The following is a 22,992-nucleotide window of genomic DNA, read 5'->3' as shown; positions in this document are numbered from 1 at the left end:
CTTTCAGCATGTACCTGATTTAAGATGTAAACATTTCTAAGAAATGTTCAATAACAATTGAAGACGTCCCTAAGGCAGGAGCATTTTTTCCTAAGGAAGAGAGAAATAGTTCCTGAGTGTTGCTAAACTGGTCATTACTCCTCGATGATATAGAATTTCTAATTGAGTTCATCACCATAGGCAGAGCTTCAACAATGTCATTCCGGATAATAACTGCTTGTGGGTTAAATGTATTTAAGATGCTTGTCAATCCAATTCCAAGGTAAAAGCCGAAATTTTGTAATGCCATTAATACATCTGGATCATTTTGGTTGGCCAGATGGATTAGTTCCTGACTGGTATTGATACGATTGTTTTGCTGAAAAGTGTGGAGTAATGCTTTTTCAGAGGCGTATAATTCCCAGCACCCTTTGTTGCCGCAACTGCATTTGAGTCCATTATAGTCGATGGTTAAATGACCCATTTCACCAGCGAACCCATTGACCCCTCGATATATATCATGATTAATGACAATGCCGATCCCGATTCCCGTTCCGACACTCACGTAAATTAAGTTTTCGTAATTTTTAGCTGCCCCGAAGACTTTTTCTCCATAGGCACCAGCATTGGCCTCATTTTCAATAAAGACGGGTACTTGAAATTCCTTTTCGATGTCAGCTTTTAAGTCAATTTGATAATTCCAGTCGAAGTTAGGAGTAAAAATGACCTTTTGCTCTGTACTGACAAGGCCTGGAACACATATCCCGATGCCAATTAAACCATAAGGAGAATCAGGGATTTGATTGCTAAGTTCCTTAATCATGGAAAATAGAACATCTTTGTTTCGATCAAATGATGGTTTCTCTAATTGATGGGATTGATCTACGACAATGTTTCCCTTTAAATCTGTTAGAATTCCATTGATTGAATCAACGCCGATATCAATGCCAATTGAATAACCGGCATTTTTATTAAAAACAAGCATCACAGGCTTTCTCCCGCCGCTGGATTGCCCTTGTCCGATTTCAAAAATCAGCTTCTTTTCTATTAAAGTATTTACTTGTGAAGATACAGTCGACTTATTTAATCCTGTTATTTCAGATAATCTCGCCCTCGAGATTGGGGAATTAGATACAATTTCATTCAATAATACCTTTTGGTTCATTTTTTTCACTAATATTTGATCCGCGATCATCAATAGTTTACACCCCGTTTGTATAATGCATAAATTAAGTCATTATATTATTCTGGTCATTTACTTCTATTATAAATTAATTATTAGTAAAATTACACTTCTATTATTAAAAACACTTTATTCATTATATTTTATTAGTTTATCCATACAACAAACTAATTATTTGTGAAAAAGGACTGAATATCCAGCCCTCGGTGTTTGGTATTGTATTAGCGATTGAAATTAGTTTTAAAGGATCGAGAAGAAAGGCAGGATAATCAAGCAAAGAGAAAGAAAAAATATGGCCAATGCACCCATTTTTTGTTTTTCCTTCCACATGGAAACGCCGAATCCCATGGTATAAACAATAATTAAAAACAGACTAACGTAAATAAATATTTTCAATTATGCCCCCACCGTTCGAGGTTTTTTTATTCTTTTACCATAATCAACAATTTCAACATCTACTTTCACATGAATGTCCGCTTTCTGATATGATTTTCCCCAATTGAATTTTTTATATTCCTGGATCGTCCCAAAGTATTTGCGAGCATACATGGATAATGGATAAGGTACACCTTTAAATTTTGTTTGAGTTTTTTTTAACAATTTTTCGTTCAGTGTTTTTATATGAGCGGCTATTTGTTTTTTTACTATTTGTTGATTTTTTTTCTCTGTATAGTTGACCATTGACGGGTTTGAGATAATTTCTATCTTTAAAGGGATGGTTATAAAAATCTTTGGCCTTTGACCCTTTAAGTCCATCTCCACTTTATTACTTTCTGTTTTCATAACTCTTGCTGCAAACTGCAACTGATCGTCCGAAAAAGGATCAGGTATATCAACCAATATATCATGGATGTTCGTTGAATCATCTAGAATATTGATATTACGTGTTTCTTGACCGGTTAGCTTATCAATCATCATGCCATTCCTAAAGACAGCTGACCCAATAAACTGTGTAGCATCCAATTCGCCTGTAGCATCCAATTGCCCTGCCATGTATTCATCTTCACTTTTTATTTGAGGATTTTTTTCCATAGCAGCTGTTGTGTACATCGCCAAAAAGAAATCTGTCCCCCTTTCCAATGTTGTAAAAAAACGAAAGAGGGTGGAATCTGGGATGAACCCATTTTCAATTCCGTGATTAATCATGAATTGAAAGTATTTATGTGGTCTTGTTTCCATTTTCGGCTGATTATTAATAAAATATTCACTTGCCTTTTCTTTAGATATGGCTAAATGACAATCCAAGCGAATGTCTTTATCCTTTAAGATGTCGTAAAACTTCCTAATAAACTCTTTGTCTTTTGCATATTCCTCGGATACAACAATAATTTTTAATAGTTCATAACTAATATCCCGGGAGATGACGGAATTGCCTGTAGCTTTCGCCGCAATGAAATCATTGGCATCAAACGAGACAATTTCCCGAGGCTTTTCGGTTGACCCACCACCACCTTGCATACTGCCCACTTCCGGATTGGCAAGTAACATGGTGACTAAGATTTTCCCTTCATCTTTAGAGCGATCTAGTCCTAGTCCGATCACATAGGCTTTGTCTTCAATTTCTTGACGATCCCAACAACCTGTTAATAAACAAACAATGACGAAAAACAATAACAATCTACATACTGCCTCTTTTTTTTTCATGTTTAAATTCTCCCTTTAGCAGTGCAACCAGCCATAAAGTGATCGAAACAACCAAAAATGTAGGACCAATAACACTTCTTAAAATCGGTTTCAGTTGGAGACTGAGATCATATGGTGATTCCGGAATGGATCCAATCAATAAATAAATCGTTGCCAATGCTGGAATGAGGAATTCAAAGTTTTTAATTTTAAATAGTTGACCGAACATAAGTGCATTTATATACAAAAATGCTGTAAAACGAATTAATGCCGCCATTAACCAAATGACGAAAAATAGGATTTCGATATTAGGAAAAAAAGTTCCAATTGAAATAAACCGAATCGCTGTGTGGAATGGATAACCAATCCCTTTTAAGGATGCATCAAACAAACAGATGAAAATGATAATACCCACACTTAATTGGATGCTGATGTAAACTAAGGCAATCCACGTACCTTTTCGAAAATCTTTGTATGATGCGATAGACGGTATTATTAAGGCAAACAGAAAAAATTCAGAAAAAAGGGATAGATTTAGGGAGCTTTGTTTCAATAGTTCAAGTTTTCCAGGACCCCAAATGGGGAAAAGGGATTGAATACTGCTTTCTTGAGTACATAATACGAACGCAAGATACAAGAGTAGTACTGCATAGTAAATAATAAGATAGGCAACCGATCCGATATGCTGAATTCCCTTTTTTGCACCATAAGCACAAACACCCATTAAGATGGCATAGATGATCACAATCGGTGTCCTATTAAAATAAAACGTCCTAATGATCGTTGTATATGTTCTTGAATCGAACGAAATGGAAAATACATTGATGATAAATATTAGAAGACAGACAAAAAATCCTAGATATTTTCCGAGTAATTTTTGAATAACAGAGAATAGATTTTTGTTTTGGTACAACGACATGGTCTTTATTAATAAAAAGAGCGGGATAAAAGTGAATGCGGCCGTTATAATCGGGATCATCCATGCTGCATTTTGGGCCTTTTGAAACAGAGCCGTTGGTGTGTCTTCAGTTACTTTGGAACCAACCATTAAAATTGCGATGGACAGATATTCACGGATACCAATTTTTCCAGGTTGCTGCTTCATATGTTTTTTATCCCTTTCTTTGTTTGACAGTATCCTTTGGATTTAAATATCCTGGGCGAAACCTTTCTTTCATGGGAACATGACGAATAATTAGGTCTTTTGAAGAGATGAAATGCGGCGTCATGGGTGCAAAGTAAGGAATGCCAAATGATTTTAATGAGACTAAATAAAAGAGTCCGGGTACAAATAAAGCTACTGCGCCATAAATGCCCATAAAGGCTGCCACAAAAATAAACAAAAAGCGTGTGATGCGAATCGCAAAATTCATGCTCACATCACTGATAATAAAAGAGCTTAAGCCACTTAAGGCAATAACAATGATGACAATCGGACTAATAATATTCGCTTGAACAGCAGCCTGGCCTAAAATCAGTGCACCGACAATCCCAATCGTTGGACCAATAGGAGTTGGCACACGTAGTCCCGCTTCTCGAATGAGTTCAAAGGCGATTTCCATCATTAAGATTTCAACGGTCGATGGAAAAGGGACACGTTCCCTTGTCCCGGCAATGGCCATTAACAAATCAGGCGGGATCATCCCTACATGATAATTTGTAATTGCAATATATAAGGGCGAAGCAAACATGGCTACAAACAAAGCTTGAAATCGCAAAAACCTGATGAAATTACCATAGGGTGTGCGTAGGTAATGGTCTTCCGGCGAATGAAACATTGACCAAAAGGTAGCAGGCAGTACCAGACAACTTGGAGAATTTGTCATTAATAAAACGATGTGACCTTCTTCAATAAAGGATGTCGCCCGGTCAGGACGTTCTGTATATAATATGGATGGAAATAATGACCTTGGTCGTTCTTCTAGGTATTGCTCTAAAATACTTAGATCAAGAATCCTATCCGTTTGGATTGAGGCTATCTTATCTTTAATCGTTTGAAGTAATTCATCATTTACTAGGTCTTTTTCATAAACCAAAAATACATCATTTCTGGATCGTTTCGAAATAACCTTTGCCTCAACAATAAGATTTTCATTTCTTATCTTTTTACGAATTAAGGCAATATTATCGATTACCTTTTCGTTAAAAGCTTCCTTTGCCCCTTTTACAATCACTTCATTATCGGATTTCTCAATGGAACGGCCTGTAATTTTCGTCGTTTCAAATAAGTAGCATTGAGTATCGCCATCCACAAAGAGTGCGGTGACTCCACCTGTAATAAATTCCGTAATTTCCCCAATATTTGTAGCTGTCCTTTCACTTGGGGAGGAAGTGATATTTTGAATTTTACCTGACGGCTGATCGTTACCAATTAATTTTTCCATGATGCCTTCTTGAATGCTTTGTGCGTCGACCATCGTACTTATAAAAATGATAAAAGCACGGCGATCAAGTGAACCGATGATAAATTCACGTACTTTGATATCGATATTCTTTGGTATACTGAATATGGACTTAAATGTTGCTAAATTTTGATCATAATTACTGCTAATATCTTGTTTTTTTAGTTCAATATCCTGTGTATTGGATTCTTCGCTAAATTGTGGTTCTGCATTGAGCTTCTTAAAAAGCGGCTTTAAGACTTTTTTCTTCAAAACGAACCACCCCCTAGTTTTTATATAGTTTTCCAGTTTTAGGAGGCCTTTATGTATGTATCGTGAGAATACCGCACCTATATTTTCACAGTTGTTATTCAAATGGTAAACTAGGTGGAGGATCTAGTTTGATTTTTCGATTGAGTGATATTTTTGAAATGACTGACGAAGATTCTGCCAACCTTTTGATTTCATTTGCGGGTAGTTCCATCGACACACCGTTTAAGGCTGTCGTATATTTGTGCCGAACGGTATAGGGGATCTGATTCTTATCTAATATCTCGTGCAGTTCCTTTTGAAACATTAAATGACTATCTTCTACCTGTTTCTTTGCTTCCTCCAATGTGAAAGGAATTCCCTTTGCTTCGGCTTCAATTACTGCTACTTTGGCTGGTTTTGATTTGAATTCGATGATAATCGAGATGGTTTGTTTGCTAGTGAGGTCAATGGCAGGATCTACATAGACAGAAGGATTCATCGTTTCTTTTACCTCTTCTCGCTCAACCTTTTGATGATTGTTTTTACTACAACCACAAGTTATAGCTAGGATAACCACTGCAAAAATGGCTCTACTATAATACTTCTTCATTATTATTGACTCTCCTTTGAATCAAAAGTATAGCATTTAGTATTCACCTTTTATGATGGTTTATAGGCGCATGGTATTGAGGAAAGCGTAGGTCGGGGGCTTTGGGCACTTCTACGTTACCCATCTTCTTCATTTTCTTTACAAGAAGAGCTTAAGATGTAGATATAAATTGTTGATTTTTATGCAATTCCAGTTTATAACATAATAAGATAGTGCCCCCTGCTAAAACAGCAGTTGAGCAAAAAGAAATATTCAATAAAGGACGAGGGGGATCTACATGAAGGGGAAAATGAGACTTATTCTGACGATGCTCATTTTTGGAAGCATCGGGGTTTTTGTAAAAAAGATTGACCTATCTTCAAGTGAAATTGCCTTCTTACGAGGGGTTATTGGGAGTCTATTTTTGTTAATAGCTAGTTTCCTTGTCAAACATAAGCCATCTTATCAAGCGTTAAAAGAAAATGCACTTTTGCTACTATTATCAGGGGCAGCGATTGGCTTGAATTGGATTTTTCTGTTTGAATCCTATCGTTATACAACGATATCCAATGCCACGATTAGCTATTACTTTGCACCGATCTTTGTGATGATCTTAGCACCTTGGATTCTAAAAGAAAAATTGACGAGCGTAAAGGTTATTTGCATCGCAACAGCAATGATTGGTTTGTTTTTAATTGTTAATCCTGGTGCTGGCGGCACAAGCGGATCACAGAATAATACGTTAGGGATTTTCTACGGCCTTTTAGCGGCAGCCTTTTATGCAAGTGTGGTCTTAATGAATAAATTCATCAAAAACTTGTCAGGTTTTGAGATTACGTTGGTACAATTAATGGCGGGAGCATTGGTTCTGTTTCCCTATTTACTATGGCAAGGTAATCTAGATTTCGGAGGTTTAAGCTCAACTTCGATTATTTTTATCTTTATTCTCGGGATTTTACATACTGGTTTTGCTTATTTTTTATATTTTACTTCTCTCCAAGAACTGAAGGGGCAAACGATTGCCGTTCTCAGCTATATCGATCCGATTTCAGCCGTCGTCATTGCCGCGATCTTCCTAAACGAAGGGATGTCACTAATTCAAATGATAGGCGGAGCCCTTGTCTTAGGTTCTACTTTCTTAAGCGAAAAGCTAGAATTAAAAATCTCCAAAAAAGGTCAGACTCCCACTACTTCACCGTAATGGAAGGCTGACCTTTTTTAATCCTATTAATCTTCTATTTCCGCCAGACTCCATTATTACCTAATCTTTCTAGCCCGCCTTGCAACTCACAACTTTATTTGTGATATACTTTAGAAAGTTTGTTCTACAGTGGAGGTTTAATTAGTGGAGTTACTAAAATCAAATACCTATTCGAAATCGACTTACATCATTTGGCTCATTATTGGGATTGTACTAATAGCCTTTAATTTGCGGCCTGCTATAACCTCATTAGGACCGTTAGTTGGAATGATTCAGAAAGATGTGGGATTAGCCCATTGGAGCGCAGGCTTATTAATGAGTTTGCCTTTAATTGTTTTTGCCATCATGTCACCAATTGTCCCGAAGCTTGCTAATCGTATAACAAATGAACTGGCTTTATTAGCAGGTTTGTCCTCACTTTTGATTGGCATTTTGATCCGTTCTATTCCCATGGCGTTTTTCCTTTTCACAGGGACTTTGTTCATTGGGGTAGGGATAGCGATTGGAAATGTCCTTTTACCAGCCATTGCAAAGGATAAATTCCCAGACCAGTTCGGGCTGATGACAAGTGTTTATTCTACATCCATGGGATTAGTTGCCTCCTTAGCATCCGGTGTTAGTGTTCCGTTAGCGGAAGGGATGAACCTTGGTTGGAAAGGTGCCTTAAACGTGTGGGGAATTCCAGCTGTCGCAGCGATCTTGGTGTGGATATTCCTTTCTAAATTTAATCAAGGTAATCAAAAAGAGATCAAACGAGTCACCCCGAGCTCGAACCATATCTGGCGCTCTCCTCTTGCCTGGCAGATCGCTATATTTATGGGTTTTCAATCTTTTTTATTTTATGTAACGATTTCCTGGCTGCCTGAAATCTTACATAGCCATGGATTGAGTATGGAAACAGCAGGCTGGCTCTTGTCATTTAGCCAAATTGTCGGATTACCGGCTAGTTTCTTTATACCTGTAATCGCAGGACGTTATCGTTCACAAATATGGATATCCTTTGTGCTAAGCATGTGTTCTATCATTGGTTATGGAGGATTACTGCTGGGGTCTTCCTATCCCATTTTAATTGTGAGTATAATTTTTATTGGGATTGCCTTGGGAGGAACTTTTCCACTGGCATTAAGTTATATAGGGCTCCGCTCGAAGAGTGCCGGCGAGGCTGCCGATTTATCTGGGATGGCACAATCAACGGGTTATATCTTAGCAGCAGTAGGTCCCTTGTTTATTGGATTTTTGTATGATTTCACCCATATGTGGACCATTCCACTTATTACTTTAATCATCATCTCTTTTGTTGTTATGCTGTTCGGGATGATGTCTGGACGGGATCAATATGTTTAAAGAGGAACAACGAGCGGCGTTGTTCCTCTTTTTATATAAAAAAATCAATTTGTATTTTCCAATATGTTACGTATTTTATCTGTGTATATCTTAGCTAAGTCCTTCTTAGTGTATTCAAAGTTTTTCATGCTAGATTCTTTCGGAATATCCATGTTGACTAGTTGTTTATCTAGCTTTTCTATGACAAACCGTTCGTCTTCTTCATTATTTACCCCGCCCACATCAGTCAAATTAATCTTTGTCCCGTCATTTAGTTCTATTATGTAAAAGAATTCACCTTTTGATTGTTTAAATAGAGAAGGTCGCCCCTTACTATAAACTCCAGTATTAATCTTAACGATATCGTTGTAGCTATACTCCCTGCCCTGTGGAGAAAAAAACGAAAAATTGATAACCTTATCCTTAGTTACTACAGCGACAGCGGAAGTGATCGTATATAGTAAAATGATATTAAAAGTAATAAAAGCAGTAAGGACTGGTTTTCTATACTTTTTAAAAAGCCTTACGTTTCTCCAGGTATCCCTTAAATCTTTATAGAACACGTAGAAAAACAAACAAATAAGATATATCTCATAAACTATAACTAAACCGGAATAGGGTCGTTTAAAAATCCAAATAATATAATCTTTCGGTACATATACGGTTTCTTGAATAAATGATAGTAATATAAAAATCCCAATCGATAATAGGAATAGCGCAATAATTGTAAGAACTCGCAAAATGACTGCTTTAAGGAACCTCATAAAAATGCCTCCACAAAACATCCTCGTATTTATCTCAAGATTAACCACTTTTTATGATGGAAGCAAGAGAACGCTTGATGTATAACAAAAGACTGAATAGTAAACGCACAGTAACAATCACTGTGCGCATAGTTTCATATTTTCTTTTTCCATTGAATCGACCCGGTATCACTATGAGGATGACTATTCGACTTTAATCGTTTGTATTCATTTTCTAATTCTGTTAAAGAAAACTTCGAAAGCTGTTCCTCATTTTCAAATATTTTAAAGGTAAGTAATATATTTATTAATGTTTTCCTTCTTTGTTCTACAGCATTCCGCAGGATATTCTCCATACCATCCTCTCCCTTTAGCCGCTTGTTTGTTTTTGAAAGAGTTACTTATTAATACCCACGAGAAATCATATTTTGTGTAATACATTTTGGATTTTTATCGACTTTTCCCTTTAATGAGCGAATTATTAGCATAAAAGAGCGAATTAAGTGTATTAATGAGCGAATTCAAAATCAACAATTTTTATACGAAAAAAGAAGTCTTACAATAGGATCAGCTCCTTTAAATTGGATAAAACAAGAGACTTCTCACGGGTATGAGAAGTCTCTATTGGAATAGTCGACAAGTGTATGAATTTTATATACACAAAAAGGAGACACAGTAAGTTGTGTCTCCAGTTGTCTGGCAACAAATAATTTTATTAACTAGTTTAAGCATTTTGTTTGATTATTTCCAATCCCGATAATACTTATATGATTACTTAATAGTAATATTAACATCATCAAATTGATCCTGTCAATTAATTATTAGAAAATTCATAATTTTAATTTCGGATCTATTTTTCTCTTAATTTTACCCGGTAATGCCGCATTGATCGAGGTATCCCTTTTAGTTCAAGGAATCCTTTATAGATTAAGTACCGAATTCGGTATTCAATATAAGCATAAAAAGCAGAATGAGGATTAGTCATTCTGCTTTTTAAATCGGTATGAATTTATATGTTAAAAAGAGCAATTTCCAGTACAGTTCTCTCCACATTTTAGCTTTCTCTCTGTTGAAATTCAGACACCTTATGCCCCTTCGCAAATGGCCAAGCAAACACTTTCTTGCCCTCAGCGCTGCCGCCAAATTTAAACACGACAATCCCGCCGACGATGACCACCACTCCAATTAATTGATTGAGAGTAAATGGAACTTTATTCAGACCTAGCCAGCCTAATGAGTCCCCGAGTAAGGCAATCAACAACTGTGATGTTAACGCAATCGCGATGGCGTAAGTGGGTCCGAGTCTCTTCATTCCTTGAACGAGACACACAACCACTCCTACGCCAATCATTCCGCTGAACCAGTACCACGTCTTCATATTTTCCAAATGGAATAACTGTCCGCCCTCAAAGATAAGACCGAATGTCAATGAAGCAAGAAATCCCATCCCTAATACTAATGTTGTTGTGGGCCATGACCCCGCCCGTTCATTGACCTTACTATTGAAAATATTTTGCAAAGCTACCAGGGAACCGGCAATAATTGCAAATAATAGTCCTAGAATCATCCGTTTCTCTCCCTTGTGTTGATTTTTTTAACTTTCGTAAATATTATCGCCTGCGAGGTCTTTCAATCCATTCCTATCCTTAACTAAAATGGAACCACCTCGATGGCGTTCAATCAGACCTTCTTCACAAAATTGTGTGATCACTCGATTTAAATGGCGATAACTCGTGCCAATTAAATTGGCCGCATCCTTAATGCTGATACTCAGTTGGTCTTTATCATGCGAGTCAGCTTCATCAGAGGAAACCGACAATAGGTAACTAGCCAATCGGACTTCGACCGGATACATAATATTAAAGGTCATTGAATTGTTTTTTAGCTGAAACTTCTTCGTGATAATATCCAATAAAAATTGCAGGAATGGCGCGTGGTCACTTCCATATTGCTTCAACCAGCGATAGTGAATACCAATCATCCAAACTGACGAAACGGCCTCTACCGTGTTGATGATATCAATTCCACGGACATACTCAATATCCCCGATCACTTCAATCGGTTTCTTAAAAGAAAGAATGAGTGTTTTACCTTCCGGCGAACTAATATAGATTTTGACCTTTCCCTTCACAAGAACGTACAAATACTCTGAAGTTTCCCCTTGGGAACAGATCAGTTCCCCTTGGTCAAAGCTGTACAGTGACAAATGCGGAATCAATGGTTCATGAAATATCGAATCTAACTGGTATGCTTGGATATAGGCGAGCAATTGCTCCTGATCCTTTTGTTCCCTCACTAGGTTTCACCTCTGTTTTTAACTGCAGCATGCGTGACGTTAAGACCTTAGGATGACCACACCAGCTATCATCATCCCGATACCAATAAACTGTGGCAGTTTCATCTTCTGCTTTTCTAGGCCGAACCATCCACTACTATCGATAATAAAAGTTAATGTTAATTGCGAAATCAGGATGGCCGATATACTAAGGGTTACACCGATTTCCTCAATTGATCTGACATTACTGAAGATAACAATCGCTGCAAATGCGCCACCCATCAGATATAATGGTTTCACTTGTTTGAAGCCCTGCCATTTAGCGTCCCGAACGAACATTAAGATTATAAAAGCCATTACAAATCCCGTAAACTGGGTAATGGTTGCTGCTTGCCATGTGCCTATATCTTGACTAATACGTGTATTAGCAATTCCTTGCAGGGTAATAAATGCCCCGCCTAAAAACGCAAAGATAATTCCCCTCATTCTCTCTACTCCCCTAATTTTTATTTCTGTCTATATTAAAAGGTATCTTAAGCTTGTTTGAATAGGACATATGTCCTCAATTATTAAAATTGTGTTAAAGTCCTAATATAAAAAGACCGCCAAATGACGATCTTTAACTGTCCATAACTTATTTTGGCTTTTTTTGGGCCTGTCTTACTACCTTTTCAAGTCCGTTTTCTCCCGCAAATTCTTGATCATTTGGTTGAGCATTTTTATTGTTCTTCAATTGGTTATTCTTATTTTTTGCCATACCTTCACCACCCTTGTCGTTTCCTAATTCAGGATGCCAATTAATAAATCGTCACCCACCATTTTAGTTTGCTAACTTTTTTGCGGGCTATGCGATTGGATGCACGATTTTTCTTAGCCTCTTTCCGTATAGTTCCACTTTTTATTGAGACGATATGGAATGGAGGTGATCGCGTTTTATGCAAAATGAAGGCAAGGATTTACCAAATAAAATCAAATATAGTATTTGGGATACTAAAACTGAAGAAAATCTCGACACAATGAAAGAGGAATTTGCCGAGGCTTTGGAGGCAACAAAAATACAATCAAAAACAACAAACCAAAAAGAATAGAAAGAGATGCCTGACTTAGCTGCTTCTTTTTACAGCAAAAAAACAGGCAACCTTGGCAAAGGTTGCCGAATAATCATTTACTCCACTGTCAGCCAGGTTTGTGACCATTTTTCAATTTCCTTTACGATTGGTTTTAAAGCGAGTCCCTTTTCTGTAAGAGAATACTCAATTCGGACGGGCGTTTCCGGAAACACATCTCGTTTCACAATCCCCTGACCTTCTAAATCCTTGAGCCGCTCGGAAAGGACTCTTCCGCTAATCCCCATAGAAGATTCTAAGCTGCAGAAGCGCTTTGGACCTGATAACAGTTGATAAATAACTAATCCTGTCCAACGCTGGCTTAACATCCCCATCGCTTTTTCAAATCGAGGACAAATGACTGACTCATCCATTGACCTTCCCCCTCCTTGCCTATAGCAATTAACAACATAATTACCTTGCAAAATAAATTTATTTGACACAATCGTGTTTTAAAAATATAATTACTTACATAAAGTAACTGACTAACGAATAATTATTAACTATTAATATTCTACTTTAACCAATTATGGTTCGTCAATACATCATATAGAATAAGGTGGTTTTCAAACATGAACCTTGAGGCAGATGTTTGCATTGTAGGTGCAGGTCCCGGCGGCGCTTTACTAGGATATTTGCTTGCGAAAAAAGGAATTTCCACGATTGTACTCGAACGCCACAAGGGGATTGACAAAGAATTCCGTGGGGAACATCTCAATCAGAACGGAGAACAAGTATTAAAAAAATATGGTCTTTATGACCAAGTAGAAGCTGCTGGATTGTTATTAATGGAACGAGTGGAATATTGGCAGGACGGAAAGGTAATAAAGGCCATTACACCTGGTGCTGGGGAGCACCATGTCGGCATCCATGTCCCGCAAAAGAATTTGTTAAGCGTATTAATTCAGGCATCTGAACCTTATCAGAAATTCAAATTGATGATGGGGACAAAGGTGACGGAGTTAATCTTTAATGACGCGGGGGCTGTAACTGGTTTAAAAGCATTGAATGGCGAGCAAGAAGTAACGATAAACAGCAAGTTTGTTGTTGGTGCTGATGGCAGGTTCTCAACAGTAAGGAAATTGGCTGAGATGCCATTTACAAAGAAAACACATGGGTACGATTTGTTATGGGCGAAAATTCAAAGTCCAGCCACTTGGGAGCCAACTATTAAAAACGCTCTAGTGAATGGTAATCAACTGGCTTTATTTACTCAGGCAGGCGGTTTCATCCAAATAGGCTGGAATATTGAAGAGGATTCATATCCATCATTAAAGAAGCAATCATGTGAACCTTTTATCAAACAAGTGATAGAGGCATTTCCAGAGTTAACTGAAACCATTCGTACTCAGATTCAATCATGGGACGATTTTATTTTATTAAAAGTACAAAGCTCATATTCTCCAACCTGGGTAAAGGACGGATTGGTGATCATGGGCGATGCCGCACATACGATGAGTCCGACTGGGGCATTTGGAATCAATTGTGCCCTATTAGATGCAGATGTATTAGCTGATGTGCTGAGCGAAGCACTCGACAAACAGAACCTCAATGCGGCACAATTAAAAAGATTCGAACATGAACGACGGGATCATACAGAAAAGCTGCAACAGCAGCAACGGGAGAAAGAGAAAACCTATCGGGATAATTTTGCCGTACCTGTCCTTTCTTAGCAGACATTAGAGTCGGAATAAATCTATGAAAATATGGATTGGGGGAATTCATAGTGGAACAAATTCAATTAAAAGCAAATACTCTCTCTTTTTTAGAGGATAAAATAAAATTAGTTAAAAAAGGTGATGAAGCGATTTACCTAGTGGGACCGATCAAGCTTCCGGTCAATTTATACGGGGAAACGGTTGAATTTAAGTGGTATAGCTGGCTGAAGAGTGAAAATGTAACAGAAGATTTCCAGCAAGTCATTGATCAATTAAGTTCAGCGAATTTAGCTGAATACCAACAATCCAGCGTCCTCGTTTATGGGGATTTTGAATATGGTGAGGATGCTCTAATCAGAATGCATTCGATTTGTCATACTGGAGATATTTTTGGAAGCAAGCGCTGTGATTGTGGTTTTCAACTGAAACAATCGATGAAAATGATTGCCGAGCATGGAACCGGAGCGTTATTTTATTTAGCCAATCATGAAGGCCGAGGAATAGGCTTATTTAGCAAGGCAATGGCCTATATTCTACAAGAAAATGGCTACGATACAGTGGAGGCTAATGAAGGACTTGGTTTTCCAGATGATTCACGGAATTACGAGGATGCCATTGAAGTGCTTAAAGCGCTAAGAAGCAAACCTGTCACCCTCATCACGAACAATCCGAAAAAGCTTAAAGCCTTAAAAGCAGCTGGTGCACCTGTCTCTGGACGAACTCCTCTTTGGGGGGACATCTCCGAGTACAATGAAAAATACTTACAAACAAAAGTAAAAAAATCTGGTCATATGGCGTAGGATATAAATTACAAAGTTATTGACATTTCATGACAATTGTTTTAAAGTAACAAAGTCAAATCAAATAACAAAATTCATTTGTTTGTGGACTTTTCTAGAGATATCTCTATTTTCGCCACACAGTTCTCACCCGAGAACTGTGTGGCTTTTTTGTTGTTTAGAAACTGGACCATTTATCAAAAAATCAAAAAGGGGTAGAAAATATGAAAACTTGGCACTATGCATTGATTGTTTTTTTAGGAGGATGCTGTTACGGTGTATTATCGACCTTTGTTAAGCTTGCTTACTCAGCTGGGTTTACTGTAAAAGAAGTCACAGGAAGCCAGTTCATACTTGGGACGTTGCTCATCTGGGTCGTCGCTCTTTTTTCGAAAAAGAAAAAACTTACGCTGCCGAACATAGGTAAATTACTTTTAGCAGGAATTCCCGTTGGGTTAACGGGCGTATTTTATTATCAATCCCTGCAAACCCTTGATGCTTCACTTGCGATCATCTTTTTATTTCAATTTGTATGGATTGGCACTTTTATTGAATGGATAGTTTATAAAAAAATACCTAGTACGGGGAAAATGGCTTCGATTGGGATTCTAATTATTGGCTCCATTCTTGCTGCTGGTATTATTACTGATGGCGGCATAGAACTGTCCTTGAAAGGAACAGTATGGGGACTGCTTTCTGCAATTTCATATACCGCTTTTATCTTTCTCAGCAGTTCTGTGGGAGAGGATACACCGCCAGTACAGAAAAGTGCTCTCATGTCCACTGGTGGATTAATCACGGTGTTATTGGTTTTTCAGCCAACAAATTTACTTCATTTATCTGTAATGATTGGAGTAGCTCCTTATGGATTGTTCCTAGGATTACTTGGCGTCGCTTTGCCACCGCTTTTATTTTCTATAGGAATGAAGCATGTGGGACCAAGCCTTGGAACCATCTTAACAGCCTCTGAGTTACCGATTGCTGTAATCTTGTCTGCTATGGTTCTAGCCGAGAACGTTAGCTTGTCACAATGGTTTGGAGTTGTCCTCATTTTAGGCGGAATTGTGGCCGCCAACGTTAAATGGCCTAAAACTCAAATGAAGTCAACTTCATTGGAAAGTAAATCGATGTTACAAGAATAGCAAAGGGGCCGTATGATGGCCCCTTTTTTAGTAATAGGATGGTCTTTTTAAAGAACATTTACTTGCTGCTTCCTGTAAATTGGGAGCGTAGAAGCTTAGCTTTTTTATAAAATAACAGGTTTCTGGAAAATGATGTTCCAAAAATCGTAAGGTAGTTTTATTAAGTAATTTATTTTCCTTATATTTAATCACCATATTGTAGACAAATTGGCTCATTTCTAGGGTTGTTTTTCCCACTTCATTAGCAAATTCAGTTTGACGGGCGAACCCTGGCTCTTTGAACCGCAAATAACCCCGCAAGTGATGATTTTGAACGATAAATGCTTGATATTTGTTGATATACATCTCGGCTTGAGTACTGGCCATGATTTCAATAGGATCAATGATATTCTTAAAAAGAACAGCATGACCTAGTTGGTCCTCAAGCCATAAATCCATCAGATCTGATAATGGAAGTGGTACAGGCTCCTTCCCATACACCAACAAACTTAAAAATCGCAGATATTCCTGATTTTCTGCTAACGTTCCGTTCAGGTAGGTTGGTGATAAATTTAAATTCACCTTATTATCGATTCTAAGCGACTGTAGTTTCCCTTCAAATTCAAAATATCCTTTTGCGACGGGCCATGCCCTCTGGGAAAAATATATCATGGCTTCATCTGTATAATTAAGCGACCGTGGAATGTTGCTTAATGATGCAATCAAATCCCCAAATACATTAATATACTGCTGCGCGGTGTTAACATATTCAGTTTCGCTAACAGAAAGATTGTCTCTTACAAAATACGCATGATCTTGTAAAACTTCTAACCAAAATAATTGTTCATCCCATAAAGAAATCACAATTCTTTGCATATGCTCTCCCCCCCTCTAACCCATATATATCTATATATATGGGTTAGAGGTCTATGAAAGAATATTTTCATAATGGAAAATTAATAGTTCATAAGCTTTAGGGATTATTTTACACCATGGTTGTATTTGGCAATTAAAAATGCTGTTTATAGCAGTATGTTTTTTGAAACTCCTTGTAAACACCCAAATCTCATTAAAAAAAAAACTCTTTACAACAAATGAATTGTCATCAGAGTTCTTTTTGAATATAGATAATCAAACGATTGATTTTGCCAATCTTATACTACACTTTTATACTAGGAATGCACCCAACGCCACCATTGCTTTCTTCAAAGCTTGTTCATAGGCTTTATCCTTACCAATCACTGTACGAAAATCTGCAACATCTCGAACAGTGGAACGCCCTTCAATTTCATACCCATTGTTAAAAATGAGAAGACATATGGTTGATTTATCACTCATTCGATGGAACTTTTTCTCTAAGAGCATTTCTTCTAATTTTATACGTTTTTCATCCTTAATAGGGTGTGTTCGAGAATACGGGATGATGATATGGTCATACATATGGTGGTTCTTACAAGTTACAATAAGAATTTTTTCCCCCTTATGATCCACTTGATTGATCTCTCCGCATTTTGGACAAATACTATCTATGAACATATTTACCATTCCCCGCACTCCCTTTACATTATTTATTAATAGACAAAACTCAGCTTGAACAGAAGTTGTATTATTTTATATATTTTCGTTTTCTTTTAAAAATTCCTTCTAAAATATAAAGGGTACTTTAAATTTAATCAAATTTTAATTTTCAATGATTGAGTGAACTTATAGCAAGTAGAGTAAGCTCAATCTTTACTCTAAATCATTGGCGATTTCTTAAATAATTTTTGAAAATGTAAAGAAGCGTCTGAAATACTTTCAAACGCTTCTTCGGAGGTATTTCTAAATGCTGGATGTTACTTATGGTGGCAATAATAATATATTCGAAACGAACCTAACCAAGAAAAAGCCACCGAATTGACAGTTGAATCTTCACTCTGCACCTGTTTGCTTAGCAAGCTTCCAATAAGCTTCAAGAATACAGGGGGATTAAAGTGATAACCTCTTATTGATATCAATATTTTAATATTACTAAAGTCTTATAGATCGATGTTATAGAATACTTCGGTAAATCCGTTCTAGAAACCACCCATACCAGGGGAACCACCCATCATACCCATGCCAGGGGAACCGCCCATCATACCCATACCAGGGGAACCGCCCATCATACCCATACCAGGGGAACCGCCCATCATACCCATACCAGGGGAACTGCCCATCATACCCATACCAGGGGAACTACCCATCATACCCATGCCAGGGGAACCACCCATCATACCCATGCCAGGGGAACCGCCCATGCTCATGCCAGGGAAACCGCCCATACCCATGCCAGGGGAACCCCCCATGCCCATGCTAGGGAAACCGCCCATACCCATGCCAGAAGAGGAACCACCCATACCGATGCCAGGGAAACCGCCCATACCCATGCCAGGGGAACCACCCATGCCCATGCTAGGGAAACCGCCCATACCCATGCCAGAAGAGGAACCACCCATACCCATGCCAGGGAAACCGCTCATACCCATGCCAGGGGAACCACCCATGCCCATGCCAGGGAAACCGCCCATGCTCATGCCAGGGAAACCGCCCATGCCCATGCCAGGGAAACCGCCCATGCCCATGCCAGGGGAACCACCCATGCCCATGCCAGGGAAACCGCCCATGCCCATGCCAGGGGAACCACCCATAATACGTTGAGAATCTAATGTCATGTTTTCACCTACTTTCTTTTACATACTATGATTAAAGAATATATGTGAGCTTATTTTACCTTAAAATTAGGCAAACTAACTGCAGATACAAGGGACGACTGCATTTGAAGAAGTAGTACTTCCTTTTCCTCAGTTTCTAATAATTCCAAGGTCAGTTCTTTCTCGTTTATCCCTCCTTCATATATCATATACGACTTACATCTGAAAAAAGTTATTTAATATAATTGCAGATTTAGAAGAAATGGACGTACAAATACCAGAAGGTGAGCCAGTAGAAGATGATTTATATTCTGAAACTGTTAGTTTTGATGAAAATCAAACAGCAACGGAGACTGAAACGGTAGTGCCAGAAGAAATAGAAACAGCATCTTCTTTCGATGAAACTGAAACATACTACGAAGAAGAAAGTAACTCATTCAATTGGCTCTGGCTTATCCTCTCTTTGGCCGTCGTACTGATTGTAGGAACTTATTTTCGGAAAACTAAAAGAAAAAAGAACGCCGAATTTAGCGTTCTTTTTTACTTCTAGTTTGGGAGATTGTCATGTGATATATGTAGAATTGTATACATTACTCCACTCATTTCTTCTAAGTTGCTTACATCGCTTAAAAAGTAAAATACATCGTACTCCCATTTATCAGGATTATAGATTACGAGATATTCTGAGTTATCAATCGCAGGAATATCCTCTTCAATTTTATCTTTTAAGTTGTTTAGACTTTCTTGTGGTTGTATTTTTCTTGTAAGTTGAAATAGATAGTTATTCTCATTGATTTTAGATGTTGTTGTATCAATAAGTGGAATTCCCACATTTACTCGCTGCCACCCAAAAGAATTTAGGATATTGTCATAGTATCCATTAAATAAAAACTTATTTAGCCCATCGTTCCCTTTCCAAAGATATAATGGGCAGTAGCTATTTTGTAAATTGTTATTGATCCCTTTTTCTGTTATCAGATATAGTTTAAATTTTAGATCATCAAAACCGTCTGTTTTATGTCCATTATTTCTTACTCTCACTTTAATGATGTTCATATCATAATCACTTGGTAATGTAATCTTGTATTGGGTTGCTATCATCAATTTCCTCTCCTTTTTGAAAAATATAGAAAATTAGGTATAACTTATGAAATATGAGTATCCTTATAAAGTTAGGGGTTTTACGTTTTCTATTGATACGAGATGAATATTAGATTACCCTAAGAGGAACATCCGCTGCTACAACTGGAACAACTTGAGCAGCTCGTCCCACCGTCATGGCCGCCTCCATGCCCCCCGTCCCCGTGACCAGAACCATCTGAGGCAGTCCCGCAAAAAATAGCTGTGGAGCACCCGCTCGTGTATTTCACAGCTTGGGCATATGTATACAAGCTAGCATACTTATAATATTCTTCAAAATAAAAATAGGAGAAAAACACCATTACAAGTGAAAGGTTAGTCATTTCACCATAGGACCGCTGCTTCGTAAATCGACCTTTTTCATCTGCTTGATAGATTTTTTCGGCATCACTTACTTGCTGTTTCATGTTCCTGACAAGATATTCAATCGTATCTTTATTATCTTCATTAACTTTGAAGTACCTATTAATCAACCATTCATGACTTTCTTCCCTGAATTCGCCTAATACCCTTTTATCTATTGGATATTTGAAAAAATCCCCCCAAGTCTTCCAGCTAAATTGAGTGATGGTAAACAACTGTGAAAACACCCAATCAAAAAAAGCTCTTTCCTGTGGTGCAGGCATTGGCCTTGTGTTTGGTGTGTGATGGAGCATTTTCCCTGTAAATTGCTCCGAAAAAGTTTGATATTTTTGAGTGAACATCAACATTGTATGCCAAATTTCATCTACTTCTTCACTAAACATAGGCGTTTGCTTTAACATATTTGCAAGCAAAAAATAACGCTTTAATTCAAAGAACCGCCATTCAAATTCATCTTCCGTTCGCTTCGGATGCTCTTGAAGAAAACGATATTTCATTTGTTCAACATAATCTAAATTTAAAGCGGTATCTAATTTTTCAAGTAATGGTGTCACCGGGACATTGGAAAGCACCCCCATATACTCTGGAATATTTTCTTTGGTTAATTTAGGTCTGTCCTTTACCGCTAGAACCACTACACCTGTAACCACTCCTGCTAGCAAAAGAGCCGCAGCTACAATTCCTCCAACCAAATGAATCACCATCTTCCCCCATAAAAGATAATTACATGTTAAAATTTGTAAAGGTCTCAATACTTTTCAAAAAATGACCCTACTCATATCACGAAGTTTTACCACTGATTACATTATATATTATTTCAGCATTCAATTAAGAAAAATATGTTAATATTATCTTATTATCTCAAACACTTAAAATAAGCCGATCCATATTTTGAGACGGCGTTTTTCGGAGGAATTTAAATGAAAAAAGCGACAGTAAGTGTACTATCCATCCTTGTTTTGAGCTTATTACTTAGTAATGCCTATGCTGATGCAAAAACACGAATGGGCGGAACTAGAGGGGCAAGTACTGGCTACTCTAAACCATCCACGTCTACACCGAGGACTTCGTCGCCTAAACCGAGCTCCAGCAGTAAAACGAATACTACGACGAAATCTTCATCTTATTCTTCCCTTACGACAAAATATCCAAAATCTACACGTTATTTTTCTGGTGGCGTGTTATCAAAGACGCTTGTTTTTGGAACAATTTTGTTAATGTTAAACGATACAGCCGATGCTGAACCTACCTATGCAGATGAAGAAGGTAACGTTTATACGCTTGATGAATTAGAAGAGATGGATGTACAGGTACCAGATGATGAGCTAGTTGAAGATGATTTATATACTGAAACTGTAAGTTTTGATGAAGATCAAGCTGCAACTAAAACAGTAGTGCCAGAAGAAATAGAAACCGCTTCTTCTTACGATAATTATGAATCTGAAACAGACTACCAAGAAGAAAGTAACTCATTCAATTGGCTCTGGCTAATCCTCCCACTTTCCGTGGTAGTGATTGTAGGAGCTTTTTTTCGGAAAACTAAAAGATAATAGAACGCCGAACTTGGCGTTCTTTTGTCCTTCTATTTTAGGTTAACGGCATCACTATCACAAAGAACTTCCTTTAGAGGCAGTTGTTGAGGAATAAATAGCGGAGGATTTAATAGATACATCCTTTAACAATAGAAACAAGCTGCACCAACAATGATCAACAAAATAAACAATACTACTATGAGAATAAATTCACTGCACCCACCTGCAGGAAAACAACCTGTATAACAAGGTGCTGCATAGGAGTAAGACAATGGAGGTTGAGGAAGAACATTCGCCCCAGCAGTAATCGGTAAAGCATTAGTCATCGGTATGGCATTAGTCATTTTTTACACTTCCTTTCGAATATATGGGGAGCATTACCCTATATATTACACTTAGAGAGGAAATTCGAGCCCGTCTATATTATAAATAGGCATGCCTAGTGCCAATCTGTGCATGCACATAACTTTAATGAATAATCAATTGGGCATACTCAGACAAAATTAAAAATTGCCGAGAAAAAAACTTTCTCGACAATCTGGGTTCACTGAAAAGAATCTGCTTATCCTTGATACACACTATCACATGTTCCAGGTTTTGGTTCATAAAAACAATGTTCTTTAAATTGTCCAGATTGAGGTTGACCGTACCATGTTGGAGGGCATGGAGCATGTGGATTAAAATACCAAAGGGCATATTTCCCTGGGTGGTCTCTCCAATAATCCAAATTTTGTTTTGCTAATCTTCTTTCAGAAGTTCTTGATCTCTGATAAAATACATTCCCTTTTTGAACTGCTTCAAAAGAATAATTTCCACCTTGCACTTGATAAATAACTTGCGGAACTGTCCTTAGTCCTTTAAAGTCTAAACAATTTGCTACAAGACGATTCACAATTACATTTCCAACATATAACATGCCTTGTGTTCCTTCACCCTCGGCTTCTGCTCTCATCATCCTTGCCATTAAGTCAACGTCTGAACTTCGATAATTTGCTCTTGGCATTTTTCCACCCCCAAAATATAGTATGAAAAATAGCTTAAATTGATGTCATTGTTTATAGATTGACTTCGC

29 protein-coding genes are annotated in these 22,992 nt (G+C 37.6%); 8 read left to right on the top strand and 21 right to left on the bottom strand.

Annotated elements, in window-relative coordinates; genetic code table 11:
• Positions 1-19: 19 nt before the first annotated feature.
• From QNH17_RS03980 to QNH17_RS03955, 6 genes are all read right to left on the bottom strand, one after another.
• Complete coding sequence (locus tag QNH17_RS03980; protein WP_481858612.1) at positions 20-1,174, bottom strand: ROK family protein; 1,155 nt, start codon at positions 1,172-1,174, stop codon at positions 20-22.
• A gap of 228 nt (positions 1,175-1,402) precedes the next feature.
• Positions 1,403-1,558 carry a hypothetical protein gene (locus QNH17_RS03975; RefSeq protein WP_283877505.1) on the bottom strand — a complete coding sequence of 52 codons (156 nt, stop codon included), beginning with the start codon at positions 1,556-1,558 and terminating at the stop codon, positions 1,403-1,405.
• A complete protein-coding gene (locus tag QNH17_RS03970) occupies positions 1,559-2,806 on the bottom strand; it encodes a Ger(x)C family spore germination protein (protein ID WP_283877504.1) in 1,248 nt (415 codons plus the stop codon).
• A complete protein-coding gene (locus QNH17_RS03965) occupies positions 2,781-3,890 on the bottom strand; it encodes a GerAB/ArcD/ProY family transporter (protein ID WP_283877503.1) in 1,110 nt (369 codons plus the stop codon). The genes QNH17_RS03970 and QNH17_RS03965 overlap by 26 nt, the downstream gene beginning before the upstream one ends.
• Positions 3,891-3,897: 7 nt before the next feature.
• Positions 3,898-5,439: a spore germination protein gene (locus tag QNH17_RS03960; RefSeq protein WP_283877502.1), complete on the bottom strand. Its 1,542-nt coding sequence runs from the start codon at positions 5,437-5,439 to the stop codon at positions 3,898-3,900.
• Positions 5,440-5,533: 94 nt separating this feature from the next.
• Positions 5,534-6,028: a protease inhibitor I9 family protein gene (locus QNH17_RS03955; protein WP_283877501.1), complete on the bottom strand. Its 495-nt coding sequence runs from the start codon at positions 6,026-6,028 to the stop codon at positions 5,534-5,536.
• 277 nt (positions 6,029-6,305) lie between these two features.
• Between QNH17_RS03955 and QNH17_RS03950 the strand changes: the two genes are divergently transcribed.
• Positions 6,306-7,208 (top strand): DMT family transporter, encoded by a 903-nt coding sequence (locus QNH17_RS03950; RefSeq protein ID WP_283877500.1) that lies wholly within the window; start codon positions 6,306-6,308, stop codon positions 7,206-7,208.
• 144 nt (positions 7,209-7,352) lie between these two features.
• Positions 7,353-8,552 (top strand): CynX/NimT family MFS transporter, encoded by a 1,200-nt coding sequence (locus tag QNH17_RS03945; RefSeq protein WP_283877499.1) that lies wholly within the window; start codon positions 7,353-7,355, stop codon positions 8,550-8,552.
• A 44-nt stretch (positions 8,553-8,596) separates the two neighbouring features.
• Here the strand turns inward: QNH17_RS03945 and QNH17_RS03940 are convergent, their stop codons facing one another.
• The 7 genes from QNH17_RS03940 to QNH17_RS03910 all read right to left on the bottom strand — a co-directional run bounded on the left by QNH17_RS03940 (position 8,597) and on the right by QNH17_RS03910 (position 12,306).
• On the bottom strand, positions 8,597-9,295 hold the full coding sequence (locus QNH17_RS03940; protein ID WP_283877498.1) for a hypothetical protein: 699 nt from the start codon (positions 9,293-9,295) through the stop codon (positions 8,597-8,599).
• Between the two features lie 134 nt (positions 9,296-9,429).
• A complete protein-coding gene (gene fbpA, locus QNH17_RS03935) occupies positions 9,430-9,630 on the bottom strand; it encodes a Fur-regulated basic protein FbpA (RefSeq protein WP_283877497.1) in 201 nt (66 codons plus the stop codon).
• A 494-nt stretch (positions 9,631-10,124) separates the two neighbouring features.
• Positions 10,125-10,259, bottom strand: a complete 135-nt coding sequence (locus QNH17_RS03930) for a DUF3658 domain-containing protein (RefSeq protein WP_283877496.1) — start codon at positions 10,257-10,259, stop codon at positions 10,125-10,127.
• A 69-nt stretch (positions 10,260-10,328) separates the two neighbouring features.
• Complete coding sequence (locus tag QNH17_RS03925) at positions 10,329-10,841, bottom strand: DMT family transporter (protein ID WP_283877495.1); 513 nt, start codon at positions 10,839-10,841, stop codon at positions 10,329-10,331.
• Positions 10,842-10,868: 27 nt separating this feature from the next.
• Entirely contained in the window at positions 10,869-11,570 is a 702-nt protein-coding gene (locus tag QNH17_RS03920) for a Crp/Fnr family transcriptional regulator (protein ID WP_283877494.1), read from the bottom strand.
• 39 nt (positions 11,571-11,609) lie between these two features.
• Positions 11,610-12,035 carry a DMT family transporter gene (locus tag QNH17_RS03915; protein WP_283877493.1) on the bottom strand — a complete coding sequence of 142 codons (426 nt, stop codon included), beginning with the start codon at positions 12,033-12,035 and terminating at the stop codon, positions 11,610-11,612.
• 148 nt (positions 12,036-12,183) lie between these two features.
• Positions 12,184-12,306, bottom strand: a complete 123-nt coding sequence (locus QNH17_RS03910) for a hypothetical protein (RefSeq protein ID WP_257148591.1) — start codon at positions 12,304-12,306, stop codon at positions 12,184-12,186.
• Between the two features lie 178 nt (positions 12,307-12,484).
• Here QNH17_RS03910 and QNH17_RS03905 point away from each other — a divergent pair, with 178 nt between their 5' ends.
• On the top strand, positions 12,485-12,637 hold the full coding sequence (locus QNH17_RS03905; protein ID WP_283877492.1) for a hypothetical protein: 153 nt from the start codon (positions 12,485-12,487) through the stop codon (positions 12,635-12,637).
• A 77-nt stretch (positions 12,638-12,714) separates the two neighbouring features.
• On the opposite strand, the gene QNH17_RS03900 is transcribed toward QNH17_RS03905, so the two are convergent.
• Entirely contained in the window at positions 12,715-13,029 is a 315-nt protein-coding gene (locus tag QNH17_RS03900; RefSeq protein ID WP_283877491.1) for a winged helix-turn-helix transcriptional regulator, read from the bottom strand.
• Positions 13,030-13,227: 198 nt separating this feature from the next.
• On the opposite strand from QNH17_RS03900, the gene QNH17_RS03895 reads away from it, so the two are divergent.
• From QNH17_RS03895 to QNH17_RS03885, 3 genes are all read left to right on the top strand, one after another.
• Positions 13,228-14,328, top strand: a complete 1,101-nt coding sequence (locus QNH17_RS03895) for an FAD-dependent monooxygenase (protein WP_283877490.1) — start codon at positions 13,228-13,230, stop codon at positions 14,326-14,328.
• Between the two features lie 62 nt (positions 14,329-14,390).
• Positions 14,391-15,113: a GTP cyclohydrolase II gene (locus tag QNH17_RS03890; RefSeq protein WP_481858611.1), complete on the top strand. Its 723-nt coding sequence runs from the start codon at positions 14,391-14,393 to the stop codon at positions 15,111-15,113.
• 203 nt (positions 15,114-15,316) lie between these two features.
• Positions 15,317-16,234 (top strand): DMT family transporter, encoded by a 918-nt coding sequence (locus tag QNH17_RS03885; protein WP_283877488.1) that lies wholly within the window; start codon positions 15,317-15,319, stop codon positions 16,232-16,234.
• Between the two features lie 27 nt (positions 16,235-16,261).
• Here QNH17_RS03885 and QNH17_RS03880 read toward each other — a convergent pair whose 3' ends face one another.
• The 3 genes from QNH17_RS03880 to QNH17_RS03870 all read right to left on the bottom strand — a co-directional run bounded on the left by QNH17_RS03880 (position 16,262) and on the right by QNH17_RS03870 (position 18,906).
• Entirely contained in the window at positions 16,262-17,089 is an 828-nt protein-coding gene (locus tag QNH17_RS03880) for a DUF2935 domain-containing protein (RefSeq protein WP_283877487.1), read from the bottom strand.
• Positions 17,090-17,380: 291 nt separating this feature from the next.
• On the bottom strand, positions 17,381-17,758 hold the full coding sequence (locus tag QNH17_RS03875) for a Gp49 family protein (RefSeq protein WP_283877486.1): 378 nt from the start codon (positions 17,756-17,758) through the stop codon (positions 17,381-17,383).
• Positions 17,759-18,270: 512 nt separating this feature from the next.
• A complete protein-coding gene (locus QNH17_RS03870) occupies positions 18,271-18,906 on the bottom strand; it encodes a hypothetical protein (RefSeq protein ID WP_283877485.1) in 636 nt (211 codons plus the stop codon).
• A gap of 241 nt (positions 18,907-19,147) precedes the next feature.
• Between QNH17_RS03870 and QNH17_RS03865 the strand changes: the two genes are divergently transcribed.
• Positions 19,148-19,435 carry a hypothetical protein gene (locus tag QNH17_RS03865; protein WP_283877484.1) on the top strand — a complete coding sequence of 96 codons (288 nt, stop codon included), beginning with the start codon at positions 19,148-19,150 and terminating at the stop codon, positions 19,433-19,435.
• Here the strand turns inward: QNH17_RS03865 and QNH17_RS03860 are convergent.
• Both QNH17_RS03860 and QNH17_RS03855 read right to left on the bottom strand, forming a co-directional pair.
• Entirely contained in the window at positions 19,432-19,986 is a 555-nt protein-coding gene (locus tag QNH17_RS03860) for a DUF4865 family protein (protein ID WP_283877483.1), read from the bottom strand. The genes QNH17_RS03865 and QNH17_RS03860 overlap by 4 nt on opposite strands.
• A 119-nt stretch (positions 19,987-20,105) precedes the next feature.
• Positions 20,106-21,089: a glycine-rich domain-containing protein gene (locus tag QNH17_RS03855; protein WP_283877482.1), complete on the bottom strand. Its 984-nt coding sequence runs from the start codon at positions 21,087-21,089 to the stop codon at positions 20,106-20,108.
• A 219-nt stretch (positions 21,090-21,308) separates the two neighbouring features.
• On the opposite strand from QNH17_RS03855, the gene QNH17_RS03850 reads away from it, so the two are divergent.
• Positions 21,309-21,938 carry a hypothetical protein gene (locus QNH17_RS03850; RefSeq protein ID WP_283877481.1) on the top strand — a complete coding sequence of 210 codons (630 nt, stop codon included), beginning with the start codon at positions 21,309-21,311 and terminating at the stop codon, positions 21,936-21,938.
• Positions 21,939-22,063: 125 nt separating this feature from the next.
• Here QNH17_RS03850 and QNH17_RS29945 read toward each other — a convergent pair whose 3' ends face one another.
• Both QNH17_RS29945 and QNH17_RS03840 read right to left on the bottom strand, forming a co-directional pair.
• Positions 22,064-22,192 carry a YjcZ family sporulation protein gene (locus tag QNH17_RS29945; protein WP_481858610.1) on the bottom strand — a complete coding sequence of 43 codons (129 nt, stop codon included), beginning with the start codon at positions 22,190-22,192 and terminating at the stop codon, positions 22,064-22,066.
• A gap of 290 nt (positions 22,193-22,482) precedes the next feature.
• A complete protein-coding gene (locus QNH17_RS03840; protein WP_283877479.1) occupies positions 22,483-22,923 on the bottom strand; it encodes a cell wall hydrolase in 441 nt (146 codons plus the stop codon).
• Positions 22,924-22,992: the final 69 nt, after the last annotated feature.

Origin of the sequence: Neobacillus sp. SuZ13 (genome assembly GCF_030123365.1) — a bacterium.
Classification (GTDB): domain Bacteria; phylum Bacillota; class Bacilli; order Bacillales; family Cytobacillaceae; genus Neobacillus.
Note: the sequence above shows the minus strand (reverse complement) of the source record. Positions and strands in the feature narration are given on the sequence as shown.